Source organism: Bradyrhizobium sp. NBAIM03 (assembly GCF_020194055.1).
Classification (GTDB): domain Bacteria; phylum Pseudomonadota; class Alphaproteobacteria; order Rhizobiales; family Xanthobacteraceae; genus Bradyrhizobium; species Bradyrhizobium yuanmingense.
Window position 1 is genome coordinate 95264 of sequence record NZ_JADYVS010000027.1, and the last position, 15726, is coordinate 110989.

14 protein-coding genes are annotated in these 15726 nt (G+C 60.2%); 13 read left to right on the forward strand and 1 reads right to left on the reverse strand.

Annotation, left to right across the window (positions count from 1 at the left end; translation table 11 throughout):
* The first annotated feature begins 108 nt into the window (after positions 1 to 108).
* The 7 genes from I6F21_RS30430 to I6F21_RS30460 all read left to right on the forward strand — a co-directional run bounded on the left by I6F21_RS30430 (position 109) and on the right by I6F21_RS30460 (position 7092).
* On the forward strand, positions 109 to 894 hold the full coding sequence (locus I6F21_RS30430; RefSeq protein WP_225131308.1) for an alpha/beta hydrolase: 786 nt from the start codon (positions 109 to 111) through the stop codon (positions 892 to 894).
* Positions 894 to 1811 carry a DUF1028 domain-containing protein gene (locus tag I6F21_RS30435; RefSeq protein ID WP_225172920.1) on the forward strand — a complete coding sequence of 306 codons (918 nt, stop codon included), beginning with the start codon at positions 894 to 896 and terminating at the stop codon, positions 1809 to 1811. The genes I6F21_RS30430 and I6F21_RS30435 overlap by 1 nt, the downstream gene beginning before the upstream one ends.
* A gap of 149 nt (positions 1812 to 1960) precedes the next feature.
* Positions 1961 to 2701: a GntR family transcriptional regulator gene (locus tag I6F21_RS30440; protein ID WP_225183965.1), complete on the forward strand. Its 741-nt coding sequence runs from the start codon at positions 1961 to 1963 to the stop codon at positions 2699 to 2701.
* Positions 2698 to 3486, forward strand: coding sequence for an SDR family oxidoreductase (locus I6F21_RS30445; RefSeq protein WP_225131302.1), 789 nt, complete (start codon positions 2698 to 2700; stop codon positions 3484 to 3486). Before I6F21_RS30440 ends, I6F21_RS30445 begins: the two co-directional genes overlap by 4 nt.
* A gap of 23 nt (positions 3487 to 3509) precedes the next feature.
* Positions 3510 to 4388, forward strand: coding sequence for an SMP-30/gluconolactonase/LRE family protein (locus I6F21_RS30450; RefSeq protein WP_346656695.1), 879 nt, complete (start codon positions 3510 to 3512; stop codon positions 4386 to 4388).
* A 155-nt stretch (positions 4389 to 4543) separates the two neighbouring features.
* On the forward strand, positions 4544 to 5476 hold the full coding sequence (locus tag I6F21_RS30455) for a 3-keto-5-aminohexanoate cleavage protein (protein WP_225183966.1): 933 nt from the start codon (positions 4544 to 4546) through the stop codon (positions 5474 to 5476).
* Positions 5477 to 5880: 404 nt separating this feature from the next.
* The gene (locus I6F21_RS30460) at positions 5881 to 7092 is read left to right on the forward strand and encodes a dienelactone hydrolase family protein (protein ID WP_225183967.1); all 1212 of its coding nucleotides are present in this window, start codon (positions 5881 to 5883) and stop codon (positions 7090 to 7092) included.
* 103 nt (positions 7093 to 7195) lie between these two features.
* Here the strand turns inward: I6F21_RS30460 and I6F21_RS30465 are convergent, their stop codons facing one another.
* Complete coding sequence (locus I6F21_RS30465) at positions 7196 to 7747, reverse strand: MarR family winged helix-turn-helix transcriptional regulator (RefSeq protein ID WP_225131295.1); 552 nt, start codon at positions 7745 to 7747, stop codon at positions 7196 to 7198.
* Positions 7748 to 8077: 330 nt separating this feature from the next.
* Between I6F21_RS30465 and I6F21_RS30470 the strand changes: the two genes are divergently transcribed.
* The 6 genes from I6F21_RS30470 (at position 8078) to I6F21_RS30495 (ending at position 15241) form a co-directional block, all read left to right on the forward strand.
* Positions 8078 to 9598 carry a porin gene (locus tag I6F21_RS30470; protein ID WP_225183968.1) on the forward strand — a complete coding sequence of 507 codons (1521 nt, stop codon included), beginning with the start codon at positions 8078 to 8080 and terminating at the stop codon, positions 9596 to 9598.
* Positions 9599 to 9896: 298 nt separating this feature from the next.
* Positions 9897 to 10631: a GntR family transcriptional regulator gene (locus I6F21_RS30475; protein ID WP_225131290.1), complete on the forward strand. Its 735-nt coding sequence runs from the start codon at positions 9897 to 9899 to the stop codon at positions 10629 to 10631.
* 215 nt (positions 10632 to 10846) lie between these two features.
* Positions 10847 to 12472 carry an ABC transporter substrate-binding protein gene (locus tag I6F21_RS30480; RefSeq protein WP_225183969.1) on the forward strand — a complete coding sequence of 542 codons (1626 nt, stop codon included), beginning with the start codon at positions 10847 to 10849 and terminating at the stop codon, positions 12470 to 12472.
* Positions 12473 to 12810: 338 nt separating this feature from the next.
* Complete coding sequence (locus I6F21_RS30485) at positions 12811 to 13866, forward strand: LLM class flavin-dependent oxidoreductase (RefSeq protein ID WP_225144543.1); 1056 nt, start codon at positions 12811 to 12813, stop codon at positions 13864 to 13866.
* Positions 13867 to 14015: 149 nt separating this feature from the next.
* A complete protein-coding gene (locus I6F21_RS30490; protein ID WP_225183970.1) occupies positions 14016 to 14462 on the forward strand; it encodes a hypothetical protein in 447 nt (148 codons plus the stop codon).
* Entirely contained in the window at positions 14459 to 15241 is a 783-nt protein-coding gene (locus I6F21_RS30495; RefSeq protein WP_225183971.1) for an SDR family NAD(P)-dependent oxidoreductase, read from the forward strand. Before I6F21_RS30490 ends, I6F21_RS30495 begins: the two co-directional genes overlap by 4 nt.
* The last annotated feature ends 485 nt before the right edge of the window (positions 15242 to 15726 follow it).

Below are 15726 nucleotides of genomic sequence, written 5' to 3' on the forward strand. Positions count from 1 at the left end.
CCGCCGAGAAGCGGATGGACCGTAGTGCGCGAGCCTCACTGGAAAGGGAGAGCACACGCAATCGAGCGTCCCTTCGGCCGTTCGGAACGTCATGACCGTGGAGGACTCATGAGGCGGCTCACTATCAAGCGACCGGTCGGTCCGATCGCCGTTTCTTACCATGGCGAGACCGACGCGAGCAGGCCACCAATCCTGTTCGTGCATCCTATCAATCTCAAGGGCGCGGCGTGGGCCGAAATTGTTCCGGCATTCGCCGACCGATTTACGATTGTCCCCGACATGCGTGGATTCGGTGACTCGCCGCCGGCCGAACAGTACGACCTTGCGCGGTGGGCGCAGGACTGCATCGATGCCGTGGACCGGGCAGGCATCGATCGCTTCCACGCCATCGGCGGTTCGCTTGGTGGAGCAATTTCGGTCTATCTCGCCGCAGCAGAGCCCAAACGGGTCCTCTCGGTTGTTGCGGTAGGCAGTCAGCTCTACTCGCGAGATTCTGACAATGCGGCTGTTCTAGCCACCCTCGAGTATCACACCGTCACCGAAATGTTTGAGCTTATCTTGCCGAAATATGCGCTGGGTCCACACGCGTCTGCCGAAGTGGTGGCCAAGACCATTGCGCTGCGCAATCCAAACGGAAAGGACGACATCCGTCGCGTGTGGAGAGCCGCCTGCGCGGCCGATATCCGCGCCCATGTGGCCAGCGTCAATTGCCCTGTGACGGTTCTGACCGGGGAGTTCGACCTGACTTGCCCTCCCGCAGCCGGCGCAGAAATGGCAGCCTCGCTGCATGCTCCGCACGTTCTCCTGCCAGGTATCGGTCATTTGCCGATGCTGGAGGATCCGCTGGCTTTGATCGCGGCGATCAAGGCGCACCTCGAGCGTGTGGAGTCTTGATGATGACGTACTCGATTGTCGCCCGGGATTCGGTTACGGGTGAGTTGGGTGTTGCGAGCCAATCGCATTATTTCGCCCTCGGGCGCGTTGTGCCGTTTGCGCGAGCCGGCGTTGGTGTTGTTGCGACCCAATCGTTCGTTGATCCAGCTTACGGGCCGAACGGGCTGGATCTCATGGCCTCCGGCGTGTCGGCGCCGATGGCGCTCACGAGCCTGCTTGCGAAGGACGAGGACCGAGAGCTGCGCCAAGTCGCCTTTCTCGATGCCGCTGGCGGCAAAGCCATGTTCACTGGCGATCGCTGCGTTCCCCACCGCGCTCAGCTCGAGGCCAGCAACGTTGTGGTGCTGGGAAACATGCTGGCCAGCGACGCCGTGGTTCCCGCCATGCTGGCAGCTTACGAGGATACTGCCGGCCCACTTCTCGACCGCATGCTCGCGGCGATGGATGCAGCTGAAGCCGCTGGAGGTGACGCCCGCGGCCGGATGTCGGCCGCGCTCCTCATTGTGTCCGCCGAAATCGCTCCAGCGCCCTGGGCTAACCGGCTCATCGATGTGCGAGTTGACGACCATCCGGAGCCGCTTGCCGAATTGCGCAGGCTCACCAAGCTCTCTCAGGCCCACACGATCTTCGGCGCATCTGTCTTCACACCCGGGCTGCTCTCGGGCGAGACGGCAGCGACAGGTCCGCAGCTTGCAGAGGCGCTGCGCATGCTCACGGACGCCCAGGGATTGATCGGCTTTGATCCAGAGCCAACCTTCTGGAAGGGCGTGCTGCTGATCCGCGCCGGCGAGATCGCTTCAGGGAGGAGACTCGTTGCCGCCATCGTTGCGGCGCGACCGCAGTATCGGGCCTTCGTCGATGGGCTCTACGCAGTCGGCATCCTTCAGCTGTCATCGAACGAACTCCTCGGTGCGTGAAAAGCTCAATCCTCTTGCCTCCTCTGCGAGGCATTCTGCCGCCGCCAGCCGGGCGGCAATTGCCTCAACGCGCGATTCGGGAATCCCCGCCGACGAAGCTTGACGGGTTTTTCATAATGTGATCACATATCTCATATAGGAGAGGGAACTTGGAATCGCGCAACCTCATTGCCCTGCTGCCGTTGCCGTCCCTCGTCCGGGACTCGATGGCGGATCAGGTTTACCGGCATTTGAGAGATGGTCTGATGGCCGGACGCTTTGCGCCGGGTCAGAAGTTGACAATCCGGGGCCTTGCCGAGGCGCTGGGCTCAAGCCCGACGTCGGTACGGGAGGCGCTCCGCCGCCTGCAAGCCGAGGGCGCCTTCGAATTCCGCGATTCGGCGCGACTGAGCGTTGGGAGCCTGTCCGAGGCGCAGCTGCGGGATGTGCGCGATGCGCGCGTGGCGCTCGAGGGGCTGCTGGCCGAGCGCGCGGCTTCGCGTATGACGCGTGTCGACGATGCCGAGGTGGCGCAACTCTACGGCCGGCTGCAGAGCGCCGCTGATGCAGTCAATGGACCCGCTTATCTCTGGACCAACTTCGCCTTTCATCGGCGGATCTACCAAATTGCACAGGCACCGGCGATTCTCGGCGCCGTCGAGCATTTTTGGCTGCTCATTGGTCCGTGCTTCGTGCTCGTTGCTCCCGACGCTGCCCACCTGCAGCGTTCTATGGACGCGCACCGCCAGATCCTCGATGCGCTGTTGAACCGCGATGCGCCCGCCGCTCGTGCCGCTGTGACAGACGACATCATGCAGGCCGCCAATTGTCTGTCCCGCTTTCTCGACAATGCGGGCATTGGGCGCTCCGTGGCCGTTCCGAGACGCGGCCGGGCAGGTGCACCGGCATGAGCGTGCTGCAGCGTCTTGTGCCTCATCCCGAGCTGCGCGTCCTGATCTCGGCGGGCGCATCCGGCATTGGCGCCGCACTTGCGGGTGCCTTCGTTGAGGCTGGTGCGTATGTGCATATCTGCGACGTCAACGACGATGCGCTTGCAAGCTTCTGCAATCAACATCCGCAGGTCCTTGCCACAAAGGCCGACGTATCGGACCGCGGTGCGGTCGCGGCCGTCTTTCGCGCGCAGGCTGCGCGTTGGGGTGGGCTCGACGTGCTCATCAACAATGCAGGCATTGCCGGACCGACGGGCGGAATCGATGCCATTGCAGAGTTCGATTGGCAGCAAACGATCGATATCAATCTCAATGCACAGTACCGCTTCGCCCGTCATGCGGTCCCGATGCTTCGCCAATCTCGCTATGGACAAATCCTCTGCATGGCCTCCGTTGCCGGCCGCCTCGGTTATGCCTGGCGTACCCCGTACGCGGCAACGAAATGGGCTATTGTTGGGCTCGTCAAATCGCTTGCTGCCGAGCTCGGTCCTGACGACATCCGCGTCAATGCGCTTTTGCCCGGTATCGTCGAGGGCCCGCGCATGGAGGGCGTAATCCGCGCGCGCGCCGAGCAGCTCCATACCAGCTACGAGGCGATGCGCCAGGAATACCTCAAGAAGATCTCGCTGCGTCGCATGGTGACGGCTGAGGACGTTGCGGCCATGGCCTTATTCCTCTGCTCGCCAGGTGCACGCAATGTGACTGGCCAAGCGATCAGCGTTGACGGGAATGTGGAATACCTGTGAAACGTGAGAATGGGGGGATGACTTTGCAGATCGAGATCGTGGCGGATCTGAAGACGACGCTTGGCGAAGGCCCGCTTTGGGACACCGAGCAGCAGCGTCTGTACTGGATAGACAGCATCGATGGTCGCGTTTTTCGTGCGACCGCAGATGGACGCGAGCTTCGCGCCTGGGATGTTGGAGCGAAAATCGGCTCGATGGCGCTTCGTCGCGACGGTACGCATGCGCTCGTCGCGCTGCAATCGGGCGTGCATGATCTCGATCTGGAGAGCGGGGAGCTGAAGCTGATCGCGGCCCCTGAGGCACATTTGCCGCGCAATCGATTGAATGACGGCAAAGTCGATCGCCGCGGGCGTTTCGTGTTCGGTTCCATGGATACACTGGAGGATCAGGCCTCCGGCCGTCTCTACCGGCTCGATCCCGATCTCTCGCTGCACGTCCTGGATGAGAAGATCATCGTGTCCAATGGCCCGTGCTGGAGCCCGGACGACCAGACCTTCTATTTCGCCGACACCTGGACTGGAGAAATCTGGGCCTACGACTATGACATCGAGACCGGCGCTGCGACCAAGCGGCGCCGTTTCGCGCCAGTAGATCGCTCAAACGGCGGTGCTGCCGATGGCGCCACGGTCGATGCAGAAGGATTTCTTTGGCAAGCGCTTGTTTATGATGGAAAGCTCGTACGCTACGCGCCCGACGGCAGCGTTGAGCGCGTTATTCAGATGCCGGTGCGCAAGGTCACGAGCGTGATGTTCGGTGGTCCCAACCTCGACATTCTCTATGTGACCTCCATGGCGAAGCCGCCCTTGCCGCGATTTCCCGATGACGGACAGCAGCGCGGGGCCCTATTTGCAATCAAGGGGCTTGGCGTCCGGGGCATACCGGAGCCGCGGTTCGCCAGCTGACCTCGCGAAAAGCTGCCTCGTCATCAATTGGCAGGCGAGGAGATCCATCGTGCACAAGCGCGATGGGCACTCCTGATCCGGCTGTCCTGCCATCAAAGCCGAAAATTCCGCGGCCGCCGCCGCTTACCGCTACCGATTAGCTCTTGAGGTTTCACATGGCCAGGTCTGGCAAGGTCATTCTCACTTGCGCCTTAACCGGCGCGATCCACACGCCCTCAATGTCCGCGCACCTGCCGGTGACACCGGAGGAGATCATCGAAGAGGGCGTGCGGGCTGCGGAAGCGGGAGCTGCGATTCTGCATGTGCATGCACGCAACCCGAAAACTGGTCAGCCGGACCAATCGGTCGAAGGATTTGCGAAGATTCTCCCGGAGTTGAGCCGCAGATCGGGGGCCGTGATCAACATCACGACCGGCGGCAGCCCATTCATGACAGTCGCCGAACGCGTGGAGCCCGCCCGGCATTTCCGGCCTGAGCTGGCCTCGCTCAACATGGGCTCCTTCAACTTCGGCCTGTTTCCGATGCTCGAGCGTTATCACGAGTTCACCCATCAGTGGGAACGCGAGCACCTGGAGTCCTCACGCGACCTCGTTTTCCGTAACACCTTTGCCGAGATCGAGCAGGTCCTCGCATTGTGCGCGCCCAGTGGCACGCGATTTGAATTCGAATGCTACGATGTCGGCCACCTCTATAATCTTAAGCACTTTGTCGACCGCGGAGTGGTGCGGCCGCCGTTCTTCATCCAGTCCGTCTTCGGTTTGCTCGGCGGGATCGGGGCGCATCATGAGGACATCGTCACCATGCGCCGCACGGCCGAGCGGCTGTTCGGCGACGACTATGTCTGGTCGGTACTCGGCGCGGGCGCCGCGCAGATGCGCATAGGCGCCATGGCTGCGGCAATGGGCGGCAATATCCGCGTGGGACTCGAGGACAGCCTTTGGGCGGGGCCTGGCAAGCTCGCCACCTCCAGCGCCGAGCAAGTGAGGCTAGCCCGCTCGATCCTGAAAGGACTCGGATTAGAGGCAGCAACCCCGGACGAGGCTCGTGTCATGCTGAAGTTGAAAGGGACGAGCGATGTCGGCTTCTGAGTGCGATCTTGTGGCGACCTTTTGCGAATGAGACCGGCGCCAGCTCAGCAAGGCAGCCAAGGGCCACCGATCAGCGTTCGGGGCGAAGACAGGAGAACTCGGTGAGCTGTGAATAGCGTCCGGCTCTCTGCCGTGAGCGCGTGCGTCGTCGTCGCCTAGACTCCGCTGGGCATAGACGAACACGAAATGGTCTCACGTTCCGCAGGACGAGCCGATGGCGGTTCAATGTGACCAGCCGGCCTAATCGTCGCGTTTTCGGGTTCGAGCATGAGTTCAAATAGCATTGCATGCGCGCGCCGCACCATACGACATATCGCCACGTGTCAATTCGGCGCTTGGACGAAAAAAAGGTGATCGACCGCAAAGAACAGAGACGTTCTACGCGGCTTAATAGGGAGGGCAGGATGATGCGAGAACAGGCGAAAAGTGTCCACCGCTCGCCCAGATATGACGCTGACGGCTGGACCCACTGGCCGGATCATGAGGTCGAGAGCACCCAGCTGAGACGCCTGCTGGGAGATGCTCAAGAGGGCGCAAGCTTCGTGTCCGAGTGCCTCATGATTGCCGGCAAGATCGTTGTCGGCGACGACGAGAGCTGGCTCGAGGAGTGGCGTGCCCTGGCCGACCGGATCGCAAGGCGCGCGCGCCTCTCAAGCGCAGAAGGCCACTTTACGACGGCAAGGAACGAATGGCTGCGCGCCTTGAACTATTATCGCACAGCTTCCGCCTTTCTTGTTCGCAGCGATCCGAGAATTCCCGAACTGTCTCGCATTGCCAACTCATGTGCCGAGGCCTTCCTGGAAGTGCTGTCTCCGCGTGGAGAGGTGCTCGAGATCCGCTTCGGTACCAATTTGCTCCAAGGCTATCTCATTCGTTCATCGGCCGCGCCGCGCAAATCCCCGGTGGTCGTGGCCATCGGCGAGGAAAGAGATACGAAAGAAGACCTATTGGTGAGATTTCAGTCTCATGCCATTGCGAACGGCCTGTCATTGCTCGTTACCGACCTGCCGCGAGAGATCGAGCGCTTCCAGGATCGACCGGTCCACCATTATCAATGCGTGGCTCTACGTCGCTGGTTGGATTATCTACTCAGCCGCGATGACGTCGATCAGAGGCGAATCGCCTTGATAGGCGATGGTCTTGGAGGGGCCCTTGCCACACGCGTGGCGGCAACCGAAACGAGGTGGGCTGCTGCCGTTTGCGACGGCGGATTTTGGGATGATCTCGAGCACAGATATGTCACCGCCAGCCTCTTCGGTCCAGATATAAAACTATCCCCGTTCTGTAAGCTTGCCCGTCAGATCAAATGTCCATCCTTGGTCGTTGTGGGAGAGCACGACTATGTCAGCCTGGAGGATATCACTGCCTTGCATGAGCACTGCCGCGCCGCCGGCGTACCCATGGATCTCAAGATCTTCAAGGGCGAGGAGACCGGTTCATCGCACCGGCAACTCGACAATCCGAGCATTGGGCGGCAGTTTATCTTCGATTGGCTCAGAGACAAACTGCGCATCGACCGAAACGACCAGGCGCCTAGCATTCCAACGCGAAAGAATTGCGTAAAGAACGCTCGGCCGCTGGCGCTCAATGATACCCGCACGGCGTCGAGGGCCTAGGGCGCGAATTCAATTGGGATCAATCGCTCTCGCGCTCGGCGTCCGGTGCGCACAATCTGCTCATAAATCCTTCGGAGCCGAATGGCTCCTGTAATATAGCCACTCACACGTCCGGCTTGCTTGCATCCAGCTCGAGCTGAAGGGCCACTTTCTCCATTCTGCGCTTGATGGTCGAAAGCACTTCTCTGAAATCTTGCAGCCTTTCGTGCCCAAGATCTGCAAAAATCGTCTCATCCAGTTTTCTGCGCTTGGCTGCAAGGCTCGTAATTGCCTTACGAGCCTTTTCGGTCAGCGACATCAAAACGACCCTGCCATCCGCCGGAGAGGCAGTGCGAGATACGAAGCCCCCCTTTTCCAGCATTTTGGTCTCTGCGGTCACGAACGGGGAGCGGACGTTGATCTTCGCCGAAACATCTCCGACGGACACGCCTGCACCCTGATCCAGATCGGCAATCGCCATTAGGATCAGCCATTGGGGGCCGCTGACGCCAAGTGCCTTTGCCCAGGTCCGCCGAATGTCCTCCAGATGCACATTGATGGCCGCAATGTCCCAACCGACTTCTCCTATGATTCGGTCCGACGGAGCGGTTTGTTTGCTTGTCCTGTGACCTTTCGCGCTCAGCGAGGGCTGCTGCCGGGTCGTATCTCGGGACATGATCCGAGACCTCCTCTTCATTATTTCGCCAACTTACCTAACCCGGTTTGCAACACGCAGCAACAATGCGGGTGCGGTGGTGTGTTGCTCGAATACCACGACTCTTTCCCGAATCGACACTTCGCTAACTTATATCGGTTGCATATATAAGTAACTTATATAATGTCCATCCCGTGACGGAGCGGCCCCTCGGTCGCACGTCAAGCAAATCGATCCATTCGCGCGTGGCGAAGACGTCGAGGTGCGCGAAACGAGAAGCAACAGTCGTGAACTTGGGATCATTCTTCGGCAACCGCCCATAAGGGCCGCAGAAGATGTTGGAGGGCTTTTATGAAGACGTTTAACCGAATGCTCTGCGGTTCGGCCGCTGCGCTCAGCTTGATGGGTGGTGCACAGGCGGCCGACCTGCCGGCCAAGGCAGGGCCGATTGAATACGTGAAGGTCTGCTCTCTCTATGGCGCCGGGTTCTATTATATCCCCGGCACCGACACATGCATCAAGCTCGGAGGTTATCTGCGCGTTGATGCGGCCTTCAACACCAACTCGATCTACACGCAGGGCGCGGTGAATGGTGCGCCTGGAGCGGGCAATCGCCTGCGCAACTACTATTCCACCAATGCCCGTGAAGATCTGACGATCGATACGCGCACCGCAACACAATACGGTATGCTCCGCACCTTCTTCGATGGTGTGCTCGACTGGGGGTCGGGCGGCTATACCGGCGTTGGGACCAGCGGTGTTAACGGCTCGACGGTTTACGGCGGAACTGGCGTCGCTGGTGGATCGGTTGGTGTCTATCTGGCCTTCATCCAGTTCGCAGGGTTCACGATAGGCAAAACCATCTCCCAGTTCTCAACGCCCTGGATCAATTACCCCGCGAACAACTTTGACGGTCTGCCGGGCGGCGGCGGTGCGGTTACGGGTGTGAATCAGTTTACGTACACCGCTGACTTCGGCCAGGGTATCACGGCATCATTCTCGGCGCAGGATCAGGTCCAATACTACACGACCAACATCTGGAACATCAGCGGCGCGACAGTGGCTGGTCTTGCGACAGGCGCGTACGGCGCGAGCGACATTGCCGGTGCAAGCTCTCCTGACCTTGTCGCTATGCTTCGAGTCGATCAGGCTTGGGGCCTCTTCCAGGCGTCAGTCGCGATGCATGACAATCATGCCGCTTACTACGGCGCCGACGAGACGACCGGTCATCCCGGCGACAAGTGGGGCTGGGCGGGTCAACTGGCCTTGTCAATCAAGAATCTCCCGACCGGTCCGGGTGACACAATCAACGTCCAAGGCGTTTATACGTATGGCGCAAGCCGCTATAATTTCCAGGACCTCGTACCCACCACCTACGCGATGTACGGGGGGGCGGGACTTGCGGGGGTCTACCAGAGCGTCGGCCTTGCCGGTCTCGCCGACTCGGTCTTCGTGGCGGGCTCCGGTCAGGAACTGACCACCACCTACGGCTTCCGTGGCGGCTATACCCACAACTGGGATCCTTACTGGAACACTGGCATCTACGGTGCGTGGGCTGCTGCGCGATATAATAGTGCAGCGAAAGGCTACATCTGCGGTGCATTCGTCGCGGGCCTTGCGCTCTCGAGCGGCGCGGCCGGCTGCAACCCCGACTTCAACTATGCGGTCGCAGGCGTGATCACTCGCTGGACTCCGGTCAAGAACCTGACCTTCTCGGCCGATCTGGCATACAGCGTGCTCGACCAGAAGTATGCGGCCGGCGGCACTGTGGTGTTGCCGGCGCAGACGGGTATTGCCAAGCCCGGAGTGACCTACGAGCTGAAGGACCAGAGCACGGTGAGCTTGCTCCTGCGAGCTCAGCGCAATTGGTGATCTGTTTTGGCAACTAGCACGAAGGAGAAAGGAAGAGGCTTTTAGAATCGAGTTTGACCTCCAGAAGGCCTCCGGCATGCCCGCCGGAGGCCTTTCTAAGAACCGGTTTTTCAGGCCCATGATCCGCGGGACGAACGGTGCTCCGCCGCTCGCGTCCCATCTGAAGTCTCACGTTGACCGAACGACCCGACAAGTCTGCAACCTTAAGTCCAAAATCAAGAATGGGCTGAGCAAACTTGACGTAGGGGCGAATTTGTGATCACATATCCGAAATTAAGACTTGGGGGGACCCGCGAAGGTGAAGGACAAGAAACCGCTGCCGCTACTGCCGTCCGTTGCCCGGGACTCGATGGCGGATCAGGTTTACCGGCATTTGCGTGACGGCGTAATGGCCGGCCGCTTCGCGCCGGGCCAGAGGCTGACAATTCGAGGACTTGCCGAGGCGTTGGGTTCGAGCCCGATGCCGGTGCGCGAGGCGCTCCGCCGCCTGCAGGCTGAAGGTGCATTCGAGTTCAGCGACACGGCGCGCCTGAGCGTCGTTCATCTGTCAGGCGCGCAATTGCGCGACGTGCGCGATGCACGGGTGGCGCTTGAGGGGCTTCTTGCCGAGCGCGCGGCAATCCGCATGACGGGCGTTGACGATAGTGAGGTCGCTGAGCTCTATGATCGTCTCCAGGCGGCGGCCGATGCAGTCGATGTGCCCGCTTATCTATCGGCGAATTTCGCCTTTCATAGGCGGATCTATGAGATCGCTCAAGCACCCATCATCCTTGGTGCGGTCGAGAATTTCTGGGTTCTGATTGGCCCGTGCTTCGTGCTCGTTGCGCCCGACGCCGCGCACCTGCGTCGCTCCATGGATGCTCATCGCCGCATCCTTGATGCGCTGACGCATCGCGACGGCCCCGCCGCCCGCGCGGCTGTGACCGATGACATCATGCAGGCGGCCAATTGCCTCTCGCGCGTTATCGACAAACCCGTAAAGAAGCGATCGGCGGCCGCTCCGAAAGGCAGGCGCGGAAACGCCTCTGCCTGAGGATCCTGCAGCGGTTCATGCCTTATCCCGAGCTGTGTGTCTGAACACGTCAGGCGCATCTTTATCTCCGCGGTCGTCGATTGTGCGGACGCAAGCGGAACTTCCTGGGTCGCTCCTTTGCGGGAGCGCCTTCGAAGACTCGTGCGCACGAGACAGAGCTATCCACGTCATTCGAGCTTGTTCACGCAAATCCAGAACCTACGCAGGGGACTTGAATGTTGGGAAATCAATCACGCCGCAGCTTTCTCAAGCTGGCGGCGAGCGGCAGTGCGATGTTCACGCCGGGCCTTTTTACCGGGTCTGCAAATGCACAGGGTGGTCCGACGCTCACGGTGGCCTGGGGCACGGATATCGATTCCTTCGATCCGGCGCAATTCAAGTCCGACGGCGCTTATATCGTTCAGGCAAACATCTACGACACGGTGCTGAGCTGGGGTGCAGAGCCAGTCGCCGGATCGCCTAACCTTGCGATTTCCAAGCCCGCTGTTTTCGCAAGCGGCATCGGCGAAAGCTGGACGTATGAGAACGACAACAAAACCCTTGTCGTCAACATCCGTCGTGGCCTGAAATTTCCGAGCGGCCGGCCGGTGAATGCGAACGCGGTGAAATATCTCTTCGACCGTGGGCTGCAATCTTCCGGCTACATGCGGCTCATCTTTCCAACCATGATCGGGGTGACGGAGGCAGATCAATTCGAGGTGCGCGACGATAGTGCCTTTGCGATCAACCTGCCGGCGCCGAGTGCCATGTTGCTCGACGTGCTGTCCTTGTCCAACAACGCACTTCTTGATCCCGAAGAGATCAAGCTGCACGCGACCGCCGACGATCCTTGGGCCTCTCAATGGCTTAAGCGCAACACGGCCGGGCTCGGGCCCTATAAAGCCGTCAGAAACGAGCCAGGCGTCGAGGTGGTCCTGGAAGCCACACAAGGCTATTGGGGGGCGTCACCCTATTTCAAGCGCATCGTCATCAAATCAACGGCGAATGAGGCTGACCGGATTCTCCTGCTTAAGCGCAAAGCCATCGACATGGTGATCGGACCCAACTCGATGTCGCCGAAGAATCTTAAGAGCCTTGAGGGCGAGCCGGGTCTCAATGTCGTGTCGTTGCCCGACACCAATTGCAATTTTCTCTGCATGAATCTGAAGAAAAAACCGTTCGATAACGTGAAAGTTCGCCAGGCGATCAATTACGCGATGCCGATCCACGCAATCATCCCGAACGTCCTCTACGGTTATGGCGAACAGATGAAAAGCCCGATCGCAGCTCAAACGCCCGGCCATGATGGTTCGCTCTCGCCGTACAATTACGATGTCGCCAAAGCAAAATCACTGATGGCGGAAGCTGGGCTCGGCTCGGAGCCGATCCCGGTCAAGCTCGCGGTGCGTGTTGGATATGCGCCGCATGAGCAAGCAGCGATATGGATTCAGCGCGAACTGGAGAAAATCGGATTCCGGGTCAGCATCGAGAAGGAGACTGACGCGACCTTCCGCCAACTGTCATCGAGCGGCGGGCACGAGCTGTCGATTGAAACGTGGCAGTCCTGGATCAACGACCCATTCTATCACCTCTATTGGAATTTTCACAGCAAAGCCAGTGCGACCAACAAGGGGGGCTACGCCAATCCTGCCCTCGACAAGATCATCGACGAGAATATCCGAGAGGCTGATCCAGCCAGGCGCATGGCCGCAGTCAAGGACGCGCAGAAGATTCTTCTGGATGACGCGGCCTGGGGTCTGCTTTGGTATGACAATTGGGCGAGGGTGACTCGTTCCGAGCTCGCGGGCGTTGCGAAGTACTGGGATTCCTTCGAGCGCTTCAACAAGATGAAGCTGAGTTGAGAGCGGCCTGGACGCGCTGACAAGATCATGTCGTTCTTCGCTTTCGTGCTTCGCCAGTCACTCTTTGCTGACGCCGACCCTATTCGGCGTCAGCGTGACCGGCTTTCTTCGTCTATCTGTTGCCCGGTAATCCCACCCTCGTGAAGGCCGGCGCCATGGCGACGCCCGAATACGTGGCTCGGCGTCATCGCGCATTCGCCCTCAAGGATCGGATGCCTCGGCTGGTTAGGGACCTGGCCGCGGACCGGCGAGGCGGCAAGTCAAGCCCTTTTTCTTCATCACCTCTCGGCCGGGTCAGCTCGCTTGAGCGCGGAGGGAGGCAACTGTCGGAGACGTTCATGTCGATAGAACTGTTGATGCTCGGCGACCAACCGGTGTCCCGCCTTGCCGCTCGTACCAGGCTTGCCGAAGAGAGCGGATTTGAAACCGTCTGGCTTGCGGATGAGCGCTTCTACCGCGAAACCTACTCGTGTCTGTCCTATCTGGCCGGGCAAACCTCACGCGTCAAGCTTGGTCCCTGCGTGACCGATCCGTTCGCGCGCCACCCGGCTTTGACCGCCATGGCCCTGGGCACCCTCGATGAAATCTCGAAGGGGCGCACCATTCTCGGCATCGGCGCGGGTGTCTCCGGCTTCGCCGAGCTCGGGATCCAATCGCGCAAGCCGCCTCTCGCCATTCGCGAAGCCGTCGATCTGATTCGTCAGCTCATGGCCGGGCAGGAGGTCGACTACCAGGGCGAGATCATTCGATTTCACCGCGGCCGATTGAATTTCACGCCGCCGCGCGCGCGCGTCCCTGTTCGCGTCGCAAGCAATGGTCCGCTCGGTCAGAAAATGGGCGGCGCAGTCGCCGATGGCGTGATGATGGAAGGGTGCGGCTCTGTCGACGAAGCAAAGGCCTTCGCGTCGGCCGTCGCTGAGGGGGCGACAAAGGCCGGCCGTTCTCCGGGCGAGATCAAGCTTGTCGCGCGCCTTGATTGCTGTATCGCCAATGACGGTAAGCAGGCGCGCGATATATTGCGCCCTTCAGTGACGCGGATCATTGCGCAAGCCACTTCGCGGTTCTACACGCTTCAGACACAGGGACTTACATTGCCAAAAGAGGTCGTCGATGCCATTGGTCCAGTCCCTTATGCTGCCGGCGTCGCCCCGTTCGCCGCATTATTTCCTCTCGTCACCGACCGCCATGTCGATGCTCTCACCCTCTGCGGGACTGTCGAAGAGGTGACCCAGCACGTCATTGACCTCCGCCGCGCCGGCGTCACCGGCTTCAACATCTTTCCGGTTCCGGCTCCTGGCGTCAGTTACGAAGACGTCATCATGCGCTTCGGAACGCAAGTCTGGCCGGCCGTCGAGGCGGCTTTCGCGAAGGCGTCGAGCGATCGGCAGGCATAAGCCTCGAGCCAACTTTTTTCCCAAAAGAGGACTGGCAGTCTCCTCGCGGGCTCTTTGCGCCGCGCTGATCGAAGCCCTGCCAGGGATGTGTCGGATGACGCGTGTAGCTTGGCGTCGGAGACGAGCGGGATGGTGAAGACGAGTGGCTCGTGCTTGGCGGACAGCGGTACTTATCGGCGCCCGATTATCCCAAACATAAGGATCTGCCGAAGCTTGGCCTTCAGGCTATCAAAGCTCGTTCGTCCTCTCTGAGCAATATTCATAAGGAGCAAATGATGACGACGGTCGTCTATATCCTGACCGCCTTGAAAACCGGTGTCGACCCGGACGAATATGAACGCTTCGAGCGCGAGGTTGACTATCCGTTTACAGCAAAGCTGAAGACGATCATCAGCTATCGGATTCATCGCCTGACGGAGCCGGTGCCGTTCGACGGCGGCCCCTGGGATTACATCGAGCGCATCGAGGTGACCGATCGCGCCGCCTATGAGGCGGAGCTCGCCACATCCGCCAAGGATCTGATCGACCTGATACACAACAAATATCTGGACGAGTCGAAGCTGAAGTTGATCTGGTCTAGGAGAATCGATCCATGAGTGCGGGCGAATGTGATCTCAACGGCAAGGTCGCCCTTGTCACCGGCTCCTCATCAGGCACCGGCGCTGCAATCGCAGTCGAGCTCGCGCGGCGTGGGGCGCGTGTCGCGGTGCATTGCCGGCGTGCTTTGAGCGAGGGCGAAAGCATTGTCGCTCGCATCGCCGCGATCGGTGGAAAAGCGATGCTGTTTCCGGTTGACCTAAGAGACCCAGAGGCGGCGGCAGCGCTTGTATGCCGGGTCACAGAGCGACTGGGAGCCTTAGGCGTCCTAGTCAACAATGCGGGTCCCTATTCAGATACACCGTTTCGGTCGCTATCCTTGTCGGAGTGGGAGACGGTCATGGCGGTGAATCTAAGGACCCCGTACCAGCTTGCTCAAAGCGCGATCACAGGCATGGAGCGAATGGGCTGGGGCCGGATCATCAATGTGAGCGCAACCTCGGCCTATGCGAGGTCGCATTCGGTATACGGGCTTGCCAAAGAGGCTTTGATCCATTTGACGCAGTGCCTCGCGCTCGAATTTGCGCCGCTCGTCACGGTCAACGCGATCGTACCCGGCCAGATCGCCAGCGAGCGTACCAATATGATGGCCGACTACAAGGCCAGCGTCGTCATGGAAACACCGATGGCGCGACTGGTCACCGAACAGGAGGTCGCCCGGATGGTGGCGTTTCTCTGTACATCGGAGTTTTCCGCGGTGACGGGACAATCAATCGTCATGGACGGCGGACGATCGCTGCCGCGCACGCTGAAACTCAACCTCACGACGACCAGTTAGGTCTCCGGCTGCGCCAGAGCGCGCGACATTCGGTGCGGGTGCTTTCCGATGCTGATTCGTTCGCGCGTCAAAATCCATCGTATCTTGCAGGAATCATTCACTTACCTCCAGTCTTTCGTGGAGTATCACCGCTAGTTTCCAGCGAAGGCAGTCAGATCGCCGAGAAACGACGTCTTCCCGGTGCTAGTTTGCCCGTAGACCCGAGGGGAAATGCAATGGGGCGGGATCCTATGTGAGGCCAATCGGCAGCTGGCCGCAGTATTGGCGCCTGACCTTGAGCCTCATCCGCGGCAAGTGTGAGCTAGCTTTCGTTGCACGGGTGACACGAAGGACCGTATCTCAGCGCGGCGCAAGGCGGGATGTCATGGAATGACGCGCGGGCAACATTGCCTATTCATTCGGACCAGCGGATTGATTGCGGTCGGCGGATCGGGCTGACTGGGAGAGCGGCACAAAGTCGATCTTGGTCGAGAGAGCTTGAAAGG

Coding starts and splice junctions, on each gene's coding strand:
- I6F21_RS30430 (WP_225131308.1), top strand. CDS start 109: ATGAGGCGGCTCACTATCAAGCGACCGGTCGGTCCGATCGCCGTTTCT.
- I6F21_RS30435 (WP_225172920.1), top strand. CDS start 894: ATGATGACGTACTCGATTGTCGCCCGGGATTCGGTTACGGGTGAGTTG.
- I6F21_RS30445 (WP_225131302.1), top strand. CDS start 2,698: ATGAGCGTGCTGCAGCGTCTTGTGCCTCATCCCGAGCTGCGCGTCCTG.
- I6F21_RS30455 (WP_225183966.1), top strand. CDS start 4,544: ATGGCCAGGTCTGGCAAGGTCATTCTCACTTGCGCCTTAACCGGCGCG.
- I6F21_RS30460 (WP_225183967.1), top strand. CDS start 5,881: ATGATGCGAGAACAGGCGAAAAGTGTCCACCGCTCGCCCAGATATGAC.
- I6F21_RS30465 (WP_225131295.1), bottom strand. CDS start 7,747: ATGTCCCGAGATACGACCCGGCAGCAGCCCTCGCTGAGCGCGAAAGGT.
- I6F21_RS30470 (WP_225183968.1), top strand. CDS start 8,078: ATGAAGACGTTTAACCGAATGCTCTGCGGTTCGGCCGCTGCGCTCAGC.
- I6F21_RS30480 (WP_225183969.1), top strand. CDS start 10,847: ATGTTGGGAAATCAATCACGCCGCAGCTTTCTCAAGCTGGCGGCGAGC.
- I6F21_RS30485 (WP_225144543.1), top strand. CDS start 12,811: ATGTCGATAGAACTGTTGATGCTCGGCGACCAACCGGTGTCCCGCCTT.
- I6F21_RS30495 (WP_225183971.1), top strand. CDS start 14,459: ATGAGTGCGGGCGAATGTGATCTCAACGGCAAGGTCGCCCTTGTCACC.